This window comes from Bradyrhizobium sp. 139 (assembly GCF_023074175.1).
GTDB lineage: Bacteria > Pseudomonadota > Alphaproteobacteria > Rhizobiales > Xanthobacteraceae > Bradyrhizobium.
The window spans coordinates 182,454-202,354 of the sequence record NZ_JADPKS010000073.1; the positions used below are offsets into that span (position 1 = coordinate 182,454).

Below are 19,901 nucleotides of genomic sequence, written 5' to 3' on the forward strand. Positions count from 1 at the left end.
CATGTTGACCGACCGACGACCCATCCTGCTTGCCAATGCCCGCGTCGTCGATCCCTCCCGGGATTTTGACGGTCCCGGCGACGTTCTGATCGCCGATGGCACCATCCGCGAGACCCGGCGGGGCATCGGCGCGGCCGGCGTCCCCGAGGGCACCGACATCGTCAACTGCTCCGGCAAGATCGTGGCCCCCGGGCTGATCGACATGCGCGCCTTTGTCGGCGAGCCCGGCTTCAGCCATCGCGAGACCTTCGCCTCGGCGAGCCAGGCCGCCGCGACCGGCGGCGTCACCACCATCATCTGCCAGGCCGAGACCGAGCCCGTCATCGACAATTCCGCGACCGTCGATTTCGTGATGCGCCGCGCCCGCGATACCGCAATCGTCAACATCCTGCCGATGGCGGCGCTGACCAAGGGAATGCGCGGCGAGGAGATGACCGAGTTCGGGCTCCTTAAAGCGGCCGGCGCGGTTGCTTTCAGCGACGGCGACAGGAGCGTGACCAATGCGCAGGTGATGCGCTGGGCACTGACCTATGCGCGCGATTTCGACGCGCTGGTCGTGCACTATACCGAGGATCCCAAGCTCGTCGGCGAAGGCGTGATGAACGAGGGCGAGTTCGCCACGAGACTTGGCCTGATGGGCATCCCGAACGCGGCGGAGGCCGTGATGCTGGAGCGGGACATGCGCCTCGTCGCACTCACCGGCGGACGTTATCACGCAGCCTCGCTGTCCTGCACCGATTCGCTCGACATCCTCAAACGCTCCCGCGATGCCGGGCTCCCCGTCACCGCTTCGGTCTCGATCAACCACCTCGCGCTCAACGAGAACGACATCGGCCCCTACCGGACGTTCCTGAAGCTATCGCCGCCGCTGCGCACGGAGGACGACCGCCGCGCGCTGGTCGCCGCCGTTGCCTCCGGCCTCGTCGACGTCATCATGTCCGACCACAATCCGCAGGACGTCGAGGGCAAGCGCCTGCCGTTCGCGGAGGCAGCAAGCGGCGCCATCGGGCTCGAGACCATGCTGCCGGCGGGCTTGCGCCTTGTGCATAATGGCGAATTGGAACTGAAGATGCTGATCCGGGCGATGTCGACCCGGCCGGCCGAGCTTCTGGGCCTGCCCGGAGGAACCCTGCGTGTGGGCGCACCGGCAGATGTCATCGTGATCGACCCCGATACGCCCTGGGTGGTCGACCCCGCCGATCTCAAATCGCCTTGCAAGAACACGCCGTTCGACGAAGCCCGCTTTACAGGCCGCGTGGTGCGGACCATCGTCGGCGGACGGACGGTCTATGAGCATGTCTAGGGTGATGGTTACAGACCTCGCCCTGCGCCGCGACGGCGCATCGGGCCAGGATCATGCGTGGCGTCGCAGTTCGGCATGGAGATGCGGCGATGGGACTTGATGCGTTCCTGCCGGTGGCGTTCGTCATCGGCTATCTCCTCGGCTCGATTCCGTTCGGGCTGATCCTCACCAAGCTCGCCGGCACGCAGGATTTGCGCTCGATCGGTTCCGGCAGTATCGGCGCCACCAATGTGCTGCGCACGGGCCGCAAGGGTCTCGCCGCGGCCACCCTTCTGTTCGATGCGCTCAAGGGCACGGCGGCGGTCATCATCGCCGGCTACATCGCAGGCCCCAATGCGGCGATCCTGGCGGGCCTCGGCGCTTTCCTCGGCCATCTCTTCCCGGTCTGGCTCAAGTTCAGAGGCGGCAAGGGCGTCGCGGTCTATATCGGCATCATGCTCGGCCTGTTCTGGCCGGCCGCAGTGGTGTTCTGCCTGCTCTGGTTAGCGACCGCCTTCACCACCCGCTATTCCTCGCTCTCGGCGCTGGTGGCGGCCTTCATCACGCCGCTGTTCCTGTGGTGGTTCGGCCAACTCGCACTAGCAGCGCTGGCGGCGGTGCTGACGCTGCTGCTGTTCTACGCGCATCGCGAGAACATCAAGCGGCTGCAATCGGGCGCCGAGAGCCGGATCGGCGAGAAGGGATAAGCGGGATCTACGGATACCGCAGCACCCCTTCTGCATTATATCGCGAATGCGTTCGCGTCTTTCGGCCGAATCACGGCTGTATGGGCGAATGGATTCCTGGCCTGTCATCCTGATCGTGGGAACGGCCCTACGTGGTTGCTCAGAATGAGCGAGAAGATTGTCAGCGCGCAAGACGAGGGCGGTTTGCAAGGGGCTGCGCGCACCGCAGCAAGCCGGCTGCTCTCGGCGACGGATATCTGGTCCGATGTTCCCTCGCCGCTTTCTGCTCCGGAGCCTGCTTCCATCTCGCCACCATCGCGCAGGCACGATCCGATCGTGGACGCGCGGAAACCGGCCGAGGTTGTCACTGTCGCCGCGACCATCGCGCACGATCAGGCGCCGAAGCAATGGCCGCCGCAAAGATTGTCGCTGGCCCTTCAGGGCGGCGGCACCTTTGCCGCCTTTACCTGGGGCGTGCTGGAGCGACTGCTGGAACAGCCGACCATCGAGATCGACACCATCAGCGGCGCCAGCGCCGGCGCGATTAATGCGCTTCTGCTCGCCTCCGGCTTCGCCGAAGGCGGCCGCGAAGGCGCCCGCGCCCGGCTCAACCGGTTCTGGGTCCGGCTGATGCACGAGGCCTCGTTCCGCTCGCTGATGCTGGTCGGCGGCTTTTCGCCGGCGGGAAGCTCGGTCGCGTTCGGACCGACGCTGCGTTCCGGCCAGTTCGATCCCTTCGATCTGGATCCGCTGCGTCAGGCGTTGTCGCGCGACATCAACTTTGCCGCCTTGCGCGACGCCAAGTGCCCGCGGCTGCTGATCGCGGCGACGCGGATCCGCGACGGGCAACAGCAGATTTTTCGCAACGACGCGATCACCGCCGATGTCGCGCTGGCCTCGACCTGCCCGCCGCTGGTTCACTGCGCGGTCGAGATCGACGGCGAGGCCTATTGGGACGGCGGTTTTGGCGGCAATCCGCCGCTGCTGCGGCTGGCGCAGGAAACGACAAACTCCGACCTGTTGCTCGTGCAGGTCACGCCTGCACGCGACAATTACGTGCCGATCACGCTCGCCGGCATCGACCGCCGTCTCGACCAGATCACGGCCAACGCCGCGCTCAATGCCGAGGTCGCAGCGATCAAGTGGGCGCAATCAAGCGCAGCGCCCGCGCTGCGGCTGTTCAGGATCGCGGCGGAGGACTCGGTCGACGGCCTGGCGCAGCGCTCTTCGACCGATCTCGGCCGCGGCTTCATCCGGCAGTTGCACCGAAGCGGCCGCGAGGCCGCCGAGCGCTGGCTCGGTCAAGCCGCCGTGACAGCGCCCGCCGAGATGCGACGCGCAACACCTGTAACTGCCGAACTCGCGCTAGCCTGATTTCGCTAGCGCATCCTCCAGGAACCACGCAGCCGCGAGCGCACCGGGATCATTGCCAAAGCGCGCAATCACCTGCACGCCGATCGGCAGGCCGCCGACCTTCAGCACCGGCACGTTGACGCAGGGATTACCCATCAGCGTCCAGAGCCGGTTGTAGCGGGGGTCCCCGGTGGAGGCGAGCTCCTTGGCCGGTGGCGTGCCGGGCGCCGAATAGGTGAGCAGCACGTCGACGCCCTCGAACAGCTCGCCGAGTTCGCGGCGGCCACGCCGGGCAATCCGCCGCGCCTCGTCATAGTCTTTCGGCGTCAGTCCGGCGGTCGCATCGAGACTGGCGCGCAGCAGCGGCGCGATCTCGTCGTGATGCTCCGAAAACTCCCAGGCGAGCGCGCGATGCGCCTCAAAATCCTGGATGACCGGATGGATGCGCCAGGCCTCCTGCACCGCCTCGGGCGGGTTGATGATCTGCACGCTGGCGCCGGCGCGCGTCGCCGCCTTGATTGCGGCTTGCAGCCCCTCTTCGGCGGCCGGCTCCACTGCGCCGGCAAACTCCTGCCTGACCACGCCGATGCGCGGCGCCTTCACCGGGACGATGCCGGAGAATTCGGTGCGGCCGGTCATCGCGAGCAGTCCGCGCGCGAGATCTTCCGCGCGCGCGCCGAACAGGCCGACCGTGTCGAGCGCCCATGAATAGCATTTCACGCCGACCGTCGGCAGCATCCGGAACGACGGCTTGATCGCGGCAGCTCCGCAATAGGCGGCGGGCCGGATCACCGAGCCGCCGGTCTGGGTGCCCAGCGCCAGCGGGATCATGCCGGCACCGACGGCCGCGGCCGAGCCCGAGGACGAGCCACCCGGCGTATGGCCAGGATTGTGCGGATTGAGCGTCGGGGTCGGATCGCGCGAGGCGAACGCCGTGGTCGTGGTCTTGCCGATGATGGTGGCGCCTGCCCGCTTCAGCATCATCACGACCGGCGCATCGCTGCGCGGCTGCCAGCCGCGATAGATCTGCGAGCCCATCTCGGTCGGGAAATCAGCGGTGTCGATGATGTCCTTGATGCCGACCGCGATGCCGCGCAGCGGACCGGAGGCTTGCGCCTTGGCCGACTTGTCGTGGCGGACGAAGGCGCGGACATCCTTCTCTTTGGCCTCGATTGCCGCGAGCGATTGGGCGATGGCGGCATCAGGCGAAAGCTCGCCCGCTTCGATACGGCGCTGGAGGTCGGCGAGTGAGATCATGGCAAAACCCTTCTTATTGGCATCGCTTTTAGCATCGGAACGAGGCCGCGCAAGCGCACGCAGCTGTTGCCCACGCCCTCAGGTTGTTCCATGCTGCGCCTGCAAGGAGCCGCCGTGGACGCCATCAATCCCAGTGTGGAGCTGACCGAAGCCGAGCGGATCGACCGTCTGCGGCTGATCCGCTCCGACAATGTCGGGCCGCGCGGCATTGTGGAGCAAACGCCACAAGGGCCGGAAGGGATCAACTGGGCGGCTGTCGCTAAGTTGTCCTTTGGTGCTCTGGGTATATACGGAAGTGAATTTCGACTGTAGTACCCTTGGGATTGCCAATCTCACGGGGGTCCAAGGGGTTCCCAAGGACTCTACTGATCTGGGTACAAAATTCAGTAACGCGCTCTGGGGTATTGGGGAAAACATCTCGGTAAGTGACAACTCCCCAGATGTAGAAGAATTTTTTCCCGCTTTGTACCGAGAGTAGGTCGTCGTCGAGAATGACAACGTTGCCTGCGCCAACTGCTTGGTGAGCCCCTATCAGCGTAAAACCGTGGTCGGCCGCAAATGGGAAATCGAAACCTTGCGGCAATGGGTCGTCGCTAAGAGCAAAGTTGACGTTAATTTTAGCATCAACAGTTTGCGTATTTCCGCCGTTCTCGATGATGGGAGTTATGTCATAGAAAACCTTTCCCGGCCTGTCGGTATCACCGCGCCATAGCCAAGGGAAGTTTGCGACGCGAACGTAGGCCCGCTGCGTAGAAATCAGGGAGGTCCGCGCGATGTCGGCGGAATCCTTAGCAGCCGCGATGGATTCCTGCATGTCGCGGGCCTGCGAAGCACTAGCCCGCCAAGTTACTATCCAGAGACCTATGGTCGAGACAGCAAGAACTCCGGTGAATCCGACCAGCCAAAGGGTGAAATAGGCAACGGGATCGTCGGACGCTTTTTCCCAAAACCCGTTCTTATGGTCATGATGTTCGGCGGGCTGCTCGACTTCCTGGTTGTTGGATGCGTGTTGGCTTGGAGGCGTATACATTATTTTCCAAGCAAAGCTGCCTCCCAACGCAAATCCCATGATGGCCGCGAATAGTAGCCAGACCAACCAACGCTGAAACACCGACAACCCCGCCTAGATTTCCTTCAAGACTACCTGTTCGAGTTCTAGGGCCGCAACACACGCAAGGAACAATATCGCGGAAACTGCGCCTCTCTTCAGCTTCATGGTGAGATTGACTTCGGTCTCCTCAAGACCGCGCTTTTCAACCGCTTCACTAGCTCGGCATAGTGACATCGGCCTTATTCATCTCGGCCTTGAGGAAGGCGACAGGCCCGCTACCCCCATTCCTCCTCCGCCCTGGGGAGCACCATGGCAATTTGGGATCGCTTTTAGCATCGGAACGAGGTCGCGCAAGCGCACGCAGCTGTTGCCCACGCCCTCAGGTTGTTCCATGCTGTGCCTGCAAGGAGACGCCGTGGACGCCATCAATCCCAGTGTGGAACTGCTGACCGAGGCCGACCGGATCGACCGCCTGCGGCTGATCCGCTCCGACAATGTCGGACCGCGCACCTTCCGCTCGCTGGTCAATCATTTCGGCACGGCGCATGCGGCGCTGGAGCGGCTGCCCGATCTCGCGCGCCGCGGCGGTGCGCAGCGATCGGGGCGCATCTGTAGCGCCGATGAGGCGAAGGCCGAGCTCGCTGCAAGCCGCAAATTCGGCATCACCTGGCAGGCGCCGGGCGAAGACGGCTACCCGGCGCGGCTGGCGATGCTCGATGACGCCCCGCCGCTGCTCGCCCTGCGCGGCGATACAAAAACCTTGATGCGGCCGATCATCGCCATCGTCGGCTCGCGCAACGCTTCTGGCGCCGGACTGAAATTCGCCGGCCAACTCGCGCGCGAGCTCGGCGAAGCCGGTTTTGTCATCATCTCCGGGCTCGCCCGCGGCGTCGATCAGGCCGCGCATCGCGCGAGCATCGAGAGCGGCACGATCGCCGTGCTCGCCGGCGGCCATGATTGCATCTACCCGCCCGAGCATGGCGACCTGCTCGCCTCGATCCTCGATCACGAGGGCGCGGCGATCTCCGAGATGCCGCTCGGCCACGAGCCGCGTGCCCGCGACTTTCCCCGCCGCAACCGGCTGATCTCGGGCGCCGCGCTCGGCGTCGTGGTGGTGGAGGCGGCGCACCGCTCGGGCTCGCTGATCACCGCGCGCATGGCGGCCGAACAGGGCCGCGAAGTGTTCGCAGTGCCCGGCTCGCCGCTCGACCCGCGCGCCGCCGGCACCAACGATCTGATCAAGCAGGGCGCAACGCTGGTCACGGAAGCTTCCGACATCGTCAACGCAGTGCAGCCGATCATGGATCGCCCGCTGATGCATCCGGCGAGCGAGCCCGACAGCGAGCCGTTCGAGAGCGATCCGCAAGGGCACGACCGCGGTCAGATCACTGGTCTCCTCGGCCCCACGCCAATCTCAATCGACGATCTTGTGCGGATGTCCGGCGCCTCGCCCGCGATCGTGCGCACCGTGCTGCTGGAGCTCGAGCTTGCCGGCCGGCTCGAGCGCCGCGGCGGCGGGCTGGTGTCGCTGCTTTAGGTCTTTTTTTGACGCGTTTTCTTCACGCGAACCGGTATCCACTTCGCTCGAAAACGCTATGCATTGCGCGCGTCGAACCGCGCTCGCGCCGCCGCGATCTGCGTCTGGTGCTCGATCGCCCACTCCCCCAGCGCCCTCACCGGCTGTTGCAGCCCGCGGCCAAGATCGGTCAGCTCATAGTCCACACGCGGTGGAATGGTCGCGAAAATCGTGCGCGTTACCAAGCCGTCGCGCTCGAGCCCTCGCAGCGTCAGGGTCAGCATCCGCTGCGAGATGCCGTTGATCATGCGCTTGAGCTCGTTGAAGCGCTTCGGCCCATCGCTCAGCATCATGATGACGAAGACGCTCCATTTATCGCCGACGCGGGACAGCACGGAAGCGACCCCGCGGCAATCCGCATGCTCGGGATCCGGCCTTTGATCGGACCTTGGCGCGGCAGGTAAATCGATGTGTGCAGGTTTCAGAGATGTGCCCATGGCTCAAAAAAGTGCGTTCTTGCGGGGATTTCGATAGTCACTCATCTAGCTCTGGTTACAAACATATACCATGGGTGACCCAAATGAAACTCCTCCATATCGACTCCAGCGTGCTCGGCCCCCACTCCGTCAGCCGGCAGGTTTCTGCCGCCGTCGTGGACCGGCTGCGGCAGGCCACACCTTCACTTGACGTCGTCTACCGCGACCTGACCCAGACCCCGCTCGCCCATCTCTCCGGATCCCACCTCGCGGCCGCGCAAGGCGCGCCCGCGCCGGCGGAGCTTGCACCCGACCTCGCTGCCAGCGCGGCCGTGCTCAATGAATTCCTTGATGCCGATATCGTGGTGATTGGCGCGCCCATGTACAATTTCACTATCCCGAGCCAGCTCAAGGCCTGGATCGACCGCGTTCTGGTGGCGGGCAAGACTTTCAAATATGGCGAGAATGGCCCGCAGGGCCTCGCCGGCGCCAAGCGCGTGATCGTGGCGATCTCGCGCGGCGGCTATTACGGCGCGGATACACCTGCCGCGGCGCTGGAGCACCTCGAAAGCTATCTGCGCGGCGTATTAGGCTTCATGGGCATCCAGAATCCTGAATTCATCATCGCTGACGGCATTAAGGTCGGCCCGGACCACCGCGAGAAGTCGCTCGCCGGCGCGCTCCAGGCGGCGAACGGCCTTCAGGCGGCCTGACGCTTCGCCAATGTCGTCAGCCGCCGCCGGAATGCCTGCGGCGGCTGGCCGACGGGCGTGCGTTCGGCGAAATTTAAAACCAGGAGCCCTGGACGCCCAGGATGACGGCGACGAGCGATACGAACAGGCCGATGCCGGAGAAAAGGGCCACGCCGATGAGCTCGGAGCTGTCGAAGCGCTTGGCCGGAATGGTGGAACGTTCGGAGTAAATATGCCGTGCTGAAATCGACGAGGAAATGCGGGCTGCTTTCGGCATTTCGGGCTCCCTGAAAATGAGTCTTATGACCCCCTGCCCGTAAAAGGGTCTTTGCAGCACAAGCGAAGGTTCAACGCACCACGCAACGTTCAGAGAAGTACGTCTCGCAAGAGAGGGACTGGCCGGCACAACCGCTCAGGCTGTGCCGCCTGATTCAATTTGCACTTCATTTGATCAGCCGCGATAGATCGGCGCGCCGCTCGGCGAGGCAACCGCGCCGCCATCGACGAAGATCTCCTGGCCCTGTACGTGCGCAGAATCGTCCGAAGCGAGGAACAGCACCGTCTTCGCAACGTGATCTGTTTCACCGATGCGGCCTAGCGGCGTCGACAATGCGATGCGCTTCTCGAAAGCCTTCTCGGCTTCGGGCGTCGCGGTCGCCGGCCCCCAGATCGGCGTGCGGATCGCGCCCGGTGCGACCACGTTGACGCGGATGCCGCGCGGCGACAGCTCCGATGCCATGATCCGCGCCATCGCGCGCACGCCGGCCTTCGCCGCGCCATAGGCCGAGTAGCCGGGAATGCCGAGCACTGAGATCACGGAGCCGTTGAGAATGATCGAGGCATTGTCATTGAGGTAAGGCAGCGCCGACTGAACGGTGAAGAACACGCCGGTCAGGTTGGTGCTGATCACCTTCTCGAAAGTCTCAAGCATCGCCGAACCGAGCGGCGTGCCGCCGGCGATCCCGGCATTGGCGAACACGATATCGAACTTGCCGAATTTTTCGGCGCCCTTCTTGATCGCGGCTTCAGTGGCGGCAATGTCGGTGGCATCGGCGGCGAGCGCGAGCGCGTTCGGTCCGAGCTCCTTCGCGGCAGCTTCCAGCGTCTCCTTGTTGCGCCCGGTGATCACCACCTTGGCGCCCTCGGTCACGAACAGTTTTGCCGTCGCCAGTCCAATGCCGCTGTTGCCGCCGGTGATCAGGGCCGTCTTGTTCTTCAGTCTCACGTTCGCCTCCAGTAGTTGCATCATAAAACTAGATTGCCATCTAGGGCACATGGTTTTATGATGCAACCACACAAGCGCGTGATCGGCGCGGGAAACCTGACCAACACTGTGGACGAAACACGATGGTGAAACGAACGAGCTTTGAGGGCGATGCCTGCCCGATCGCGCGGTCGCTGGAAGCGATCGGCGACTGGTGGTCGCTGCTGATCATCCGCGAAGCGCTGTTCGGCGTGCGCCGCTTCGGCGAATTCCAGAGCAAGCTCGGCATGGCCAAGAACATTCTGGCGGTGCGCCTGCGTGCGCTGGTCGACCACGGCATTCTGGCAACGGCCCCCGCCTCCGATGGCAGCGCCTATCAGGAATATGTGCTGACGCCGAAAGGCCGCGGCACCTTCCCGATCCTGGTCGCGCTGCGGCAATGGAGCGAGGCGTTCGACGATCACCCCGAGGAGATCGCGACGATTCTGGTGGATCGCGAGAAAGGCCGCCCGGTGCGGAAGCTCGAGCTGCGCGCGGAGGACGGCCGCCTGCTCAGCCCCGCGGACACGACGCTGAAGCCGCGGCCGGCGCCACGCCGCCGGTCGGCCTGACGACAGCGCGCTCAAATCTCTCACCGACATCCTGAGGCTCGTCCTGCGACGCAGGACGAGCCTCGAAGGGCGACGGCCCGGCTGCATCTCGGCCGCTCATCCTTCGAGGCTCCCGGCGCGATGCTGCGCATCGCTCCCCTCACGCCTCAGGATGACGGTCTAGCTATCGACCAGCTTCACGACAGCTTGCGCTTGCTCCGCAGCCGCACGTGCTCATCGGCCTCGAGCTTGGTCATGCCCAGGAGATAATGCAGCACATCGAGCTTGTGGCGCTCGGCGAGCTTGCGCAATGCTGCCGCCTGCTCGGCGATGAAGGCGACGGCTTCGTCGACCCCGCCCTCCCCCGGTTCCTCATGATGCGAGCCTACCGGCGTGCCGGATGCGGCGCGCGCCCGTTTCTTTCCTGGCTTAGTCACCAGACCCCATCCGAATCCATGCCCCGCAGAAACATTACGCCGACATCGGCCGCAACTCAAAGGTGGTAGTTTGCAACTTTTTCGATATGAAACTTTTCCGATCCGGGCGTCTTTCAACACGCCTCGATTTGACAGCGGGGGCCTCACCACCCATGTTCGGGTCGAAACGGCCGATCCGAATCTTTTCGAATTCGGCCTAATATTTCCCCATAAGTTACTGGAACTACATGAATATCGTCATTGTGGAGTCGCCGGCGAAGGCCAAGACGATCAACAAGTATCTGGGCTCGGCCTACGAGGTTCTGGCCTCGTTCGGCCATGTCCGGGACTTGCCGGCGAAGAACGGCTCCGTCGACCCCGAGGCCAATTTCAAGATGATCTGGGAGATCGACCCCAAGGCGGCCGGCCGGCTCAATGACATCGCCAAGTCCCTGAAGGGTGCTGACCGTCTGATTCTCGCCACCGACCCTGATCGCGAGGGCGAGGCCATCTCCTGGCACGTACTGGAGGTGCTGAAAGAGAAACGCGCGCTGAAAGACCACAAGATCGAACGCGTGGTGTTCAACGCCATCACCAAGCAGGCGGTCACGGACGCCATGAAGCATCCGCGCCAGATCGACGGCGCGCTGGTCGACGCCTATATGGCGCGCCGCGCGCTGGACTATCTGGTCGGCTTCACCCTCTCCCCCGTGCTGTGGCGCAAGCTGCCGGGCGCCCGCTCGGCCGGCCGCGTGCAGTCGGTGGCGTTGCGGCTGGTCTGCGACCGCGAGCTCGAAATCGAAAAGTTCGTTGCGCGCGAATACTGGTCGCTGATCGCGACCCTGCTGACGCCGCGCGGCGATGCTTTCGAGGCGCGCCTGGTCGGTGCCGACGGCAAGAAGATCCAGCGTCTCGACATCGGAACCGGCGCGGAAGCCGAGGATTTCAAGAAGGCGCTGGAAGCGGCCGCTTATGCCGTGACCGCGGTCGACGCGAAGCCGGCGCGGCGCAATCCGCAGGCGCCTTTCACCACCTCGACGCTGCAGCAGGAAGCCAGCCGCAAATACGGCTTTGCGCCGGCGCACACGATGCGCATTGCCCAGCGCCTCTATGAGGGCATCGACATCGGCGGCGAGACCACCGGACTCATTACTTATATGCGTACCGACGGCGTGCAGATCGATCCGTCCGCGATCACCCAGGCGCGCAAGGTGATCGGCGAGGACTACGGCAACGCCTATGTGCCGGAGGCGCCGCGCCAGTACCAGGCCAAGGCCAAAAACGCGCAGGAAGCGCACGAAGCGATCCGCCCGACCGACATGTCGCGCCGCCCCGACAGCATGAGCCGCAAGCTCGACCAGGATCAGGCCAGGCTTTACGAACTGATCTGGAAGCGCACCATCGCCAGCCAGATGGAATCCGCCGAGCTCGAGCGCACCACCGTCGACATCGCGGCGAAGGTCGGCGGCCGTGCGCTGGAGCTGCGCGCCACCGGCCAGGTCGTCAAGTTCGATGGTTTTCTGGCGCTCTACCAGGAAGGCCGCGACGACGAGGAGGACGATGACTCGCGCCGTCTGCCGGCGATGAGCTCGGGCGACGCCTTGAAGCGGCAGTCGCTCGCCGTCACCCAGCATTTCACCGAACCGCCGCCGCGCTTCTCGGAGGCCTCGCTGGTCAAGCGCATGGAAGAGCTCGGCATCGGCCGGCCCTCGACCTATGCCTCGATCCTCCAGGTCCTCAAGGACCGCGGCTACGTCAAGCTGGAGAAGAAGCGCCTGCATGGCGAGGACAAGGGCCGCGTCGTCGTCGCCTTCCTCGAAAGCTTCTTCAGCCGCTATGTCGAATATGACTTCACCGCCAATCTGGAAGAGCAGCTCGACCGCATCTCCAACAACGAGATCTCCTGGCAGCAGGTGCTGAAGGATTTCTGGAGCGGCTTCATCGGCGCCGTCGACGAGATCAAGGATCTGCGCGTCGCGCAGGTGCTCGACGTGCTCGACGACATGCTGGGACAGCACATCTATCCGCCCCGCACCGACGGCGGTGACATCAGGCAGTGTCCGAGCTGCGGCAACGGCCGGCTCAATCTCAAGGCCGGCAAGTTCGGCGCCTTCGTCGGCTGCTCGAACTATCCGGAATGCCGCTACACCCGTCAGCTCGCCGCCGATGGCGAAGCCAGCGCCGACCGTTCGCTCGGCCAGGATCCCGACACGGGATTCGACGTCTGGGTCAAGGCCGGCCGGTTCGGCCCCTACATCCAGCTCGGCGAGCAGAAGGACTACGCGGAAGGCGAGAAGCCGAAGCGCGCGGGCATTCCGAAGGGCACTTCGCCCGGCGATGTCGAGCTTGAGCTCGCGCTAAAACTGTTGTCGCTGCCGCGCGAGATCGGCAAGCATCCGGAAACCGGTCAGCCGATCACCGCAGGTCTCGGCCGCTTCGGGCCGTTCGTGAAGCATGAGAAGACCTACGCCAGCCTGGAGGCCGGCGACGAAGTCTTCGACATCGGCCTCAATCGCGCGGTGACCCTGATCGCGGAAAGGGTCGCGAAGGGCCCGAGCCGCCGCTTCGGCGCCGATCCCGGCAGGGCCATCGGCGATCACCCGACGCTCGGCACCGTCACCGTGAAGAGCGGCCGCTACGGCGCCTATGTGACGGCAGGCGGCGTCAACGCGACGATCCCTGCCGAATTCGAAAAGGACACCGTCACGCTGCCGCAGGCGATCGCGCTGATCGACGAGCGCGCGGCCAAAGGTGGCGGAAAGAGCGGCGGCAAGAAGGTGAAGAAGGCGGCGAAGCCGGCCAAGGCCAAAAAGGCTGCGGACGGCGCGGACGCCGCGCCGAAACCCAAGAAAGCTGCCGCGAAGAAAGCCGCGGCCAAATCGAAAACGGAATCAACCAGCAAGGCGCGCGCCGCCGTGCCGTCGACGGCCAAGACTTCTGCAGTCAAGACGTCGCCGACCAAGGCATCCGCGACCAAGGCTCCGGCCAAGAAGAGTGCCGGCACGAAATAGAGGTTAAGTGAAACGCAAGAATGACCATGGCTTTCCCGACCGGAATGCCATCGTCGCCTTCATCAAGGCAAACCACGGAAATGTCGGCACCCGCGAGATCGCGCGCGAGTTCGGCCTGAAAAACGCCGATCGCGCCGAGCTCAGGCGCATGCTGCGTGAACTCGCCGATGACGGTGTCGTCAAGAAGAAGCGCCACAAGATTTCAGAGCCGGACAGCCTGCCGCCGACGCTGGTCGCCGACATCACCGGCCGCGACGCGGACGGCGAGCTGATCGCCTCCCCCGCCGAATGGGACGAGGTCGAAAGCGGCGAGCCGCCAAAAATCCTGATCGCAATGCCGCGCCGGCCGAAGCCCGGCACCGCCGCCGGCGTCGGCGACCGCGCGCTGCTGCGCGTCGATCGCTCGGACGAGACCGAAGGTCCGGCCTATCGCGGCCACATCATCAAGGTTTTCGACAAAGCCAGGAGCCGCATCCTCGGCGTGTTCCGCAGCCTGCCTGAAGGCGGCGGACGGCTGATCCCCGTCGACAAGAAGTCCGCCGATCGCGAGCTGAACATCGCCACCACCGACACGCAGGGCGCCCAGGACGGCGATCTCGTCAGCGTCGACATCGTCCGCTCGCGCAGCTTTGGCCTCGCTTCCGGTCGGATCAAGGAGAAGCTCGGCTCGGTCAAGTCGGAGAAGGCGATCAGCCTGATCGCGATCTACGCTCACGACATCCCGCTGCAATTCCGCCCCGCGGCAGAGCGCGAAGCGGAAGCGGCGGAGCCCGCGAAGCTTAGGGGACGCGAGGATTGGCGCGACGTTCCGCTCGTCACCATCGATCCGCCGGATGCAAAGGATCACGACGACGCCGTGCATGCGCAGGCCGACGACGATCCGAACAACAGAGGCGGCTTCATCGTCAACGTCGCCATCGCCGATGTGAGCTTCTACGTGCAGCCGGGCACCGCGCTCGACCGCGATGCGCTCGACCGCGGCAACTCGGTCTATTTCCCCGACCGCGTCGTGCCGATGCTGCCCGAACGGATCTCCAACGATCTCTGCTCGCTGGTGCCGGGTGAGCCGCGTGGTGCGCTCGCGGTGCGCATGGTGATCGGCCCTGATGGCCGCAAGCGCTCGCACAGCTTCCACCGCATCCTGATGCGCTCGGCAGCCAAGCTGAGTTACGCGCAGGCGCAGGCCGCGATCGACGGCCGGCCCGACGACATCACCGGCCGCCTGCTCGATCCGATCCTGAGGCCGCTCTACGCCGCCTATACCTGCGTCAAGCGCGCCCGCGACGAACGCGATCCGCTCAATCTCGATCTGCCCGAGCGCAAGATCCTGCTCAAGAGCGACGGCACGGTCGACCGCGTCGTCGTGCCTGACCGGCTCGATGCGCACAAGCTGATCGAGGAGTTCATGATCCTCGCCAATGTCGCGGCAGCGGAGATGCTGGAGAAGAAGTCGCTGCCGCTGATCTACCGCGTGCATGACGAGCCGACGCTGGAGAAAGTCCACGCTCTCGCAGAGTTTCTGGAGACGCTGGACGTCCCCTTCGCGAAAGGCGGCGCGCTGCGCCCCGCTTTGTTCAATCGCGTGCTGGCGCAGCTCGAAGGCCACGACCACTTTCCGCTGGTGAGCGAGGTCGTGCTGCGCGCCCAGGCACAGGCTGAATATTCCTCCGAGAATTACGGTCATTTCGGCCTGAATCTGCGCCGCTACGCGCATTTCACCTCGCCGATCCGCCGCTATGCCGATCTCGTCGTGCACCGCGCGCTGGTCCGCGCGCTCGGCCTCGGCGAAGGCGCGCTGCCCGACAGCGAGACGCCGGAAAGCCTTGGCGAGGTCGCCGCCCACATCTCGGTGACCGAGCGGCGCGCCATGAAGGCGGAGCGCGAGACCGTCGACCGGCTGATCGCGCATCATCTTGCCGACCGTATCGGCGCGAGTTTCCAGGGCCGCGTCTCCGGCGTCACGCGCGCCGGTCTGTTCGTCAAGCTCGCCGAGACCGGCGCCGACGGATTGATCCCGATAAGGTCCCTTGGCACGGAATATTTCAACTATGACGAAAGCCGACACGCGCTGGTCGGCACGCGCAGCGGCAACATGCATCGGCTGGGTGACGTGGTTGACGTCCGTCTGATAGAAGCAGCACCCATAGCAGGTGCGCTACGCTTCGAACTTCTGTCGTCGTCCGGCGAGACCGCGCCGCGCGACCGCAGGCAATCTGGTCCGCAACGCCGCCCCTCGTTCAAGGCGCATCCCGGGCGCAGCCCGAAGAAGCACAGGCCGGAGAAGAAGAAATCCGGCAAGGCGAAGAAGGGGAAGAGCAAGGGCGAAAAGGGCAAGGCGTGGTAGCGATGAACACGGCGCCAAAAATCTGGACGCGCGAGACCGGCCTCGTCGAAAAGCGCGACGTCTGGGCTGCGATGAGTTGCGGCTTTCGTGGACGCTGCCCGCGCTGCGGCAAAGGCAAGCTGTTCCGCGCCTTCCTGAAGACGGCGGACAATTGCTCGAAGTGCAACCTCGACTTCACGCCGCATCGCGCCGACGATTTGCCCGCCTATCTCGTGATCGTCATCGTCGGCCATATCGTGGTGCCTGGCATCCTGTGGATCGAGACCAATTACACGACGCCCGTCTGGCTCAGCTTTGCCGCCTACCTGCCCTTCACCTTCGTCGCCTCGCTCGCGCTGTTGCAGCCGGTGAAGGGAGCTGTGGTCGGCTTGCAATGGGCTCTGCGCATGCACGGCTTTGACGACAACCCTCCGGATGGTATTCCGCCGGTCTAGGCAATAATCAAAAACCGGTTTGGGTGAGGACATGACGGATACGTCGCAGGCAGCCGAGAAGGCAAAGATCCACGAGGGCAAGGAAGCCGACCACCATCCCTATTTCCGCCCCCGCGATGCGGCGACGCTGATCCTGGTCGACCGCAGCGGCACTGTTCCAAAAGTCCTGGTCGGCAAGCGCCACGACAAGGTGGTGTTCATGCCCGGAAAGTTCGTCTTCCCCGGCGGCCGCGTCGACAAGGATGACCACCGCGTTCCCTGTGCGGCGCCCATCACTGCCGAGCTGGAAGCCAATCTCGCCAAAGGCAGTCCGAAGACACCGGCCTCGCGCGCCAAATCGCTCGCCATTGCAGCGATCCGCGAGGCCTGTGAGGAGACCGGCCTCTGCCTCGGGCGCAAGGCCGAGGGAAAGGCCAAACTCGAGGGCAATTGGAAGCCGTTTGCGGATGCGGGCCTACTGCCTGACCCTTCCAGCCTATTCCTGATCGCGCGCGCGATCACCCCGCCCGGCCGCGTCAAGCGCTTCGATACGCGGTTCTTCACCGCGGACGCCTCCGCGATCACCCACCGCGTCGACGGCGTGATTCATGCCGATGCCGAGCTGGTCGAGCTGGTCTGGGTCGAGCTCGGCTCAAAGCCGCTCGCGGACCTTCATCCAATGACGCGCAACGTGCTCAACGAGCTCGACGCGCGGCTTGCCACCGGCCCGCTCCGCCACGACGCACCGGTGCCGTTCTTCCATTTCTACGGCGGCAAGATGCACAAGGATATTTTGAGCTGATCGTCATTCCGGGGCGCGCCACTTGGCGCGAGCCCGGAATCCATCGGGCCACAGAGACTGCCGCGAATGGATTCCGGGCTCGCCGCTGCGCGGCGCCCCGGAATGACGGGATTGTGCTGAGAGCGTCGCGAAAAACAAAATAATCTTCCCGCCTCGTCCGATGGCGAAGTTCCGGCTCGTTCCTATGTCCTGATGAACGACACGAAGAACGGACACCGGGCGATGGCACAACGGCAACTCAAGCTTGGCGCGTTCATGCGCCCGATCAGCATCCACACCGGCGCCTGGCGCTATCCGGGGGCCTGGCCCGACGCCAATTTCAACTTCGGTCATATCAAGCAGCTGATCCAGAAGCTCGAGGCCGGCAAGTTCGACGCCTTCTTCATGGCCGATCATTTGGCCGTGCTGAACATGCCGGTCAATGCGCTCAAGCGCAGCCACACCGTGACCTCGTTCGAGCCGTTCACGCTGCTGTCGGCGCTCTCGGCCGTCACCGAGCGGATCGGCCTGATTGCGACGGGTTCGACCACCTTCGACGAGCCCTATCACGTCGCGCGCCGCTTCGCCTCGCTCGACCATCTCAGCGGCGGCCGCGCCGGCTGGAACATCGTCACCACCTCGAACCCGGACGCGGCGCTGAATTTCGGCCTCGATGATCACATGGAGCACGCCGAGCGCTATAAGCGCGCCCGCGAGTTCTACGACGTCGTCACGGGCCTCTGGGACTCCTTCGCCGACGACGCCTTTGTTCGCGACGTCGAAAGCGGCCTATTCGTCGATCCGTCGAAGATGCATGTGCTCGACCACAACGGCAAATACCTGAAGGTGCGCGGCCCCCTCAATATCGCCCGCCCCGTGCAGGGCTGGCCGGTGATCGTGCAGGCCGGCGCGTCCGAGGACGGCAGGCAGCTCGCGGCCGAAACCGCGGAAGCGGTGTTCACCGGCGGCGGCAGCCTCGCCGACGGCCAGAAGCTTTATGCCGACATCAAGGGCCGCATGGAGAAAGTCGGCCGCGATCCTGAACACCTGAAGATCCTGCCCGGCGCCTTCGTCGTCGTCGGCGACAGCGTCGACGAAGCCAGGGAGAAGCGCGCGCTGCTCGACAGCCGCGTGCATTACGACAGCGCCATCGCCTCGCTCTCGGTGATCCTCGGCACCGATGCCTCCGGCTTCGATCCGGACGGGCCCCTGCCGGAAATCCCCGAGACCAACGCCAGCAAGAGCGGCCGGCAGCGCATGGTCGACCTCGCCGCCCGCGACAAGCTCACCGTCCGCCAGCTCGCGCAACGCGTCGGCGGCTATGGCGGGCTCGCCTTCGTCGGCACCGCCAAAACCATCGCCGATCAGATGGAGGAATGGTTGGTCGGTCGCGGCTCCGACGGCTTCAACATCATGTTCCCGTTCCTGCCCGCAGGGCTCGACGATTTTGTCGACAAGGTGGTCCCGGAGCTGCAGCGCCGCGGGATTTTCCGCAAAGAATATGAAGGGCCCACTTTGAGGGAGAATCTGGGCCTGCCGCGGCCGAAAAACCGGTTCTTCGAGGCCTGATCGGCCCGTTTTGAGTGGTTTTTCAGCCCTAAAACCTTGACATCAAGCTGTTTCTGGCTAGGTTGCCGGCCAACGCGGGCCATTTGGCCGGCTCCAGATTCCCGTCATTCGTGAGGTTCTGAACATGGCCAAAGCGGTCACCATCAAGGTCAAGCTCGTGTCCTCGGCCGACACCGGCTTCTACTACGTCGCCAAGAAGAATTCGCGCACCATGACCGACAAGCTGGTCAAGAAGAAGTACGATCCCGTGGCGCGCAAGCACGTCGAATTCCGCGAAGCCAAGATCAAGTAAGATCGCGGGACGTTGAAGACTTTTGCGGGGCCCTCTGGGCCCCGTTTCATTTTGTACCCTCTCGTGTCCCGGACGCGCCGCAGCGTGCAACGCTGCTGCGCAGAGCCGGGACCCTGTTGCTGTTGCCCCAAGGTCGATAGTCGTCCGTGAAGAATAGCCAAGCCGTTGATTTGGAATCATAAACCGACGATCTGTGGAAATCCAATTTGCCGGAAACCGGCCGCTGGAAAGGGGATTCCTTGCAAATTTGATTCGTGATTCTGTGTCGTATCACTGCTTCGGCGGAGAGCGAGATGCGGCCACGGGAACGGCGGGAGACGGGCGAGCAGGATCTGTTTCGCTCCCGGCTCGATCAGATCATCGACATGGATCATCCGCTGGCGAGGCTGGCGCGAACGGTGGACTGGCGGTTCCTGGAAGGCCGCTTCGGCGAGGTCTACACGGATGATCCCGGTCATCCGCCGCTGCCGACACGACTGATGGCCGGGCTGGCGATCCTCAAGCACACCTATGACCTGTCAGATGAGGTACTGTGCGAGCGCTGGGTTGAGAACCCCTATTACCAGTATTTCTGCGGCGAGGAGTTCTTCCAGCACCGACTGGTGTTCGATCGTTCATCGCTGACGCGCTGGCGCAACCGCATGGGCGAGGAGCGGTTGCAGGCGCTACTCCAGGAAAGCCTGTCGGTGGCCACCAGGACCAAGGCGATCAAGCCGTCCGAGCTGTCACAGGTGATCGTCGATACCACAGTGCAGCCCAAGAACGTGATGTTCCCCACCGATGCCAGGCTGCTGAACCGAGCACGCGAGAAGCTCGTGCGGCTGGCAAAGCAACACGGGGTGACTCTGCGCCAGTCCTATACACGGGTCGGCAAGTTCGCCCTGATCCAGCACCAGCGTTATGCCCACGCCAAGCAGTTCAATCGCGCCAACCGGGCGCTGAAGAAGCTGCGCACCTTGCTCGGCCGC

The 19,901-nt window shown here is 64.4% G+C and carries 20 protein-coding genes; 14 read left to right on the top strand and 6 right to left on the bottom strand.

Annotated features, from left to right (window positions below):
- Position 1: 1 nt before the first annotated feature.
- From IVA80_RS17825 to IVA80_RS17835, 3 genes are all read left to right on the top strand, one after another.
- The gene (locus IVA80_RS17825; RefSeq protein WP_247432867.1) at positions 2 to 1,303 is read left to right on the top strand and encodes a dihydroorotase; all 1,302 of its coding nucleotides are present in this window, start codon (positions 2 to 4) and stop codon (positions 1,301 to 1,303) included.
- Between the two features lie 89 nt (positions 1,304 to 1,392).
- Positions 1,393 to 1,989 carry a glycerol-3-phosphate 1-O-acyltransferase PlsY gene (plsY, locus tag IVA80_RS17830; RefSeq protein WP_247432787.1) on the top strand — a complete coding sequence of 199 codons (597 nt, stop codon included), beginning with the start codon at positions 1,393 to 1,395 and terminating at the stop codon, positions 1,987 to 1,989.
- 144 nt (positions 1,990 to 2,133) lie between these two features.
- Positions 2,134 to 3,342: a patatin-like phospholipase family protein gene (locus IVA80_RS17835; RefSeq protein WP_247432790.1), complete on the top strand. Its 1,209-nt coding sequence runs from the start codon at positions 2,134 to 2,136 to the stop codon at positions 3,340 to 3,342.
- On the opposite strand, the gene IVA80_RS17840 is transcribed toward IVA80_RS17835, so the two are convergent.
- Positions 3,334 to 4,578, bottom strand: a complete 1,245-nt coding sequence (locus IVA80_RS17840) for an amidase (RefSeq protein ID WP_247432793.1) — start codon at positions 4,576 to 4,578, stop codon at positions 3,334 to 3,336. The genes IVA80_RS17835 and IVA80_RS17840 overlap by 9 nt on opposite strands.
- A 90-nt stretch (positions 4,579 to 4,668) precedes the next feature.
- Between IVA80_RS17840 and IVA80_RS17845 the strand changes: the two genes are divergently transcribed.
- Positions 4,669 to 4,890 (top strand): hypothetical protein, encoded by a 222-nt coding sequence (locus IVA80_RS17845; protein WP_247432796.1) that lies wholly within the window; start codon positions 4,669 to 4,671, stop codon positions 4,888 to 4,890.
- On the opposite strand, the gene IVA80_RS17850 is transcribed toward IVA80_RS17845, so the two are convergent.
- Positions 4,838 to 5,695 carry a hypothetical protein gene (locus IVA80_RS17850; RefSeq protein WP_247432798.1) on the bottom strand — a complete coding sequence of 286 codons (858 nt, stop codon included), beginning with the start codon at positions 5,693 to 5,695 and terminating at the stop codon, positions 4,838 to 4,840. The genes IVA80_RS17845 and IVA80_RS17850 overlap by 53 nt on opposite strands.
- Before the next feature lie 325 nt (positions 5,696 to 6,020).
- On the opposite strand from IVA80_RS17850, the gene dprA reads away from it, so the two are divergent.
- Positions 6,021 to 7,166, top strand: coding sequence for a DNA-processing protein DprA (gene dprA / locus IVA80_RS17855; RefSeq protein WP_247432801.1), 1,146 nt, complete (start codon positions 6,021 to 6,023; stop codon positions 7,164 to 7,166).
- 56 nt (positions 7,167 to 7,222) lie between these two features.
- Here dprA and IVA80_RS17860 read toward each other — a convergent pair whose 3' ends face one another.
- Complete coding sequence (locus IVA80_RS17860; protein WP_247432803.1) at positions 7,223 to 7,642, bottom strand: helix-turn-helix domain-containing protein; 420 nt, start codon at positions 7,640 to 7,642, stop codon at positions 7,223 to 7,225.
- 83 nt (positions 7,643 to 7,725) lie between these two features.
- Between IVA80_RS17860 and IVA80_RS17865 the strand changes: the two genes are divergently transcribed.
- A complete protein-coding gene (locus IVA80_RS17865; RefSeq protein WP_247432806.1) occupies positions 7,726 to 8,334 on the top strand; it encodes an FMN-dependent NADH-azoreductase in 609 nt (202 codons plus the stop codon).
- Positions 8,335 to 8,407: 73 nt separating this feature from the next.
- Here IVA80_RS17865 and IVA80_RS17870 read toward each other — a convergent pair whose 3' ends face one another.
- Both IVA80_RS17870 and IVA80_RS17875 read right to left on the bottom strand, forming a co-directional pair.
- Positions 8,408 to 8,590: a hypothetical protein gene (locus IVA80_RS17870; protein WP_247432809.1), complete on the bottom strand. Its 183-nt coding sequence runs from the start codon at positions 8,588 to 8,590 to the stop codon at positions 8,408 to 8,410.
- Positions 8,591 to 8,764: 174 nt separating this feature from the next.
- Complete coding sequence (locus tag IVA80_RS17875) at positions 8,765 to 9,538, bottom strand: SDR family oxidoreductase (protein WP_247432812.1); 774 nt, start codon at positions 9,536 to 9,538, stop codon at positions 8,765 to 8,767.
- Positions 9,539 to 9,660: 122 nt separating this feature from the next.
- On the opposite strand from IVA80_RS17875, the gene IVA80_RS17880 reads away from it, so the two are divergent.
- Positions 9,661 to 10,128, top strand: a complete 468-nt coding sequence (locus IVA80_RS17880) for a helix-turn-helix domain-containing protein (RefSeq protein ID WP_247432815.1) — start codon at positions 9,661 to 9,663, stop codon at positions 10,126 to 10,128.
- Between the two features lie 176 nt (positions 10,129 to 10,304).
- Here the strand turns inward: IVA80_RS17880 and IVA80_RS17885 are convergent, their stop codons facing one another.
- Complete coding sequence (locus IVA80_RS17885; protein WP_247432818.1) at positions 10,305 to 10,544, bottom strand: hypothetical protein; 240 nt, start codon at positions 10,542 to 10,544, stop codon at positions 10,305 to 10,307.
- A gap of 227 nt (positions 10,545 to 10,771) precedes the next feature.
- On the opposite strand from IVA80_RS17885, the gene topA reads away from it, so the two are divergent.
- The 7 genes from topA to IVA80_RS17920 form a co-directional block, all read left to right on the top strand.
- Entirely contained in the window at positions 10,772 to 13,534 is a 2,763-nt protein-coding gene (topA, locus tag IVA80_RS17890) for a type I DNA topoisomerase (protein WP_247432821.1), read from the top strand.
- A gap of 7 nt (positions 13,535 to 13,541) precedes the next feature.
- Positions 13,542 to 15,878, top strand: a complete 2,337-nt coding sequence (rnr, locus tag IVA80_RS17895) for a ribonuclease R (RefSeq protein ID WP_247432824.1) — start codon at positions 13,542 to 13,544, stop codon at positions 15,876 to 15,878.
- Entirely contained in the window at positions 15,872 to 16,312 is a 441-nt protein-coding gene (locus tag IVA80_RS17900) for a DUF983 domain-containing protein (protein ID WP_247432828.1), read from the top strand. The genes rnr and IVA80_RS17900 overlap by 7 nt, the downstream gene beginning before the upstream one ends.
- Before the next feature lie 31 nt (positions 16,313 to 16,343).
- Positions 16,344 to 17,093, top strand: coding sequence for an NUDIX domain-containing protein (locus IVA80_RS17905; RefSeq protein ID WP_247432831.1), 750 nt, complete (start codon positions 16,344 to 16,346; stop codon positions 17,091 to 17,093).
- A gap of 222 nt (positions 17,094 to 17,315) precedes the next feature.
- Positions 17,316 to 18,641: an LLM class flavin-dependent oxidoreductase gene (locus tag IVA80_RS17910; protein WP_247432834.1), complete on the top strand. Its 1,326-nt coding sequence runs from the start codon at positions 17,316 to 17,318 to the stop codon at positions 18,639 to 18,641.
- A 124-nt stretch (positions 18,642 to 18,765) separates the two neighbouring features.
- Positions 18,766 to 18,933, top strand: coding sequence for a 50S ribosomal protein L33 (rpmG, locus tag IVA80_RS17915; RefSeq protein ID WP_007603295.1), 168 nt, complete (start codon positions 18,766 to 18,768; stop codon positions 18,931 to 18,933).
- Positions 18,934 to 19,226: 293 nt separating this feature from the next.
- Positions 19,227 to 19,901 (top strand): IS5 family transposase (locus tag IVA80_RS17920; protein ID WP_247432836.1); only part of this gene is annotated, 675 nt, incomplete at its 3' end.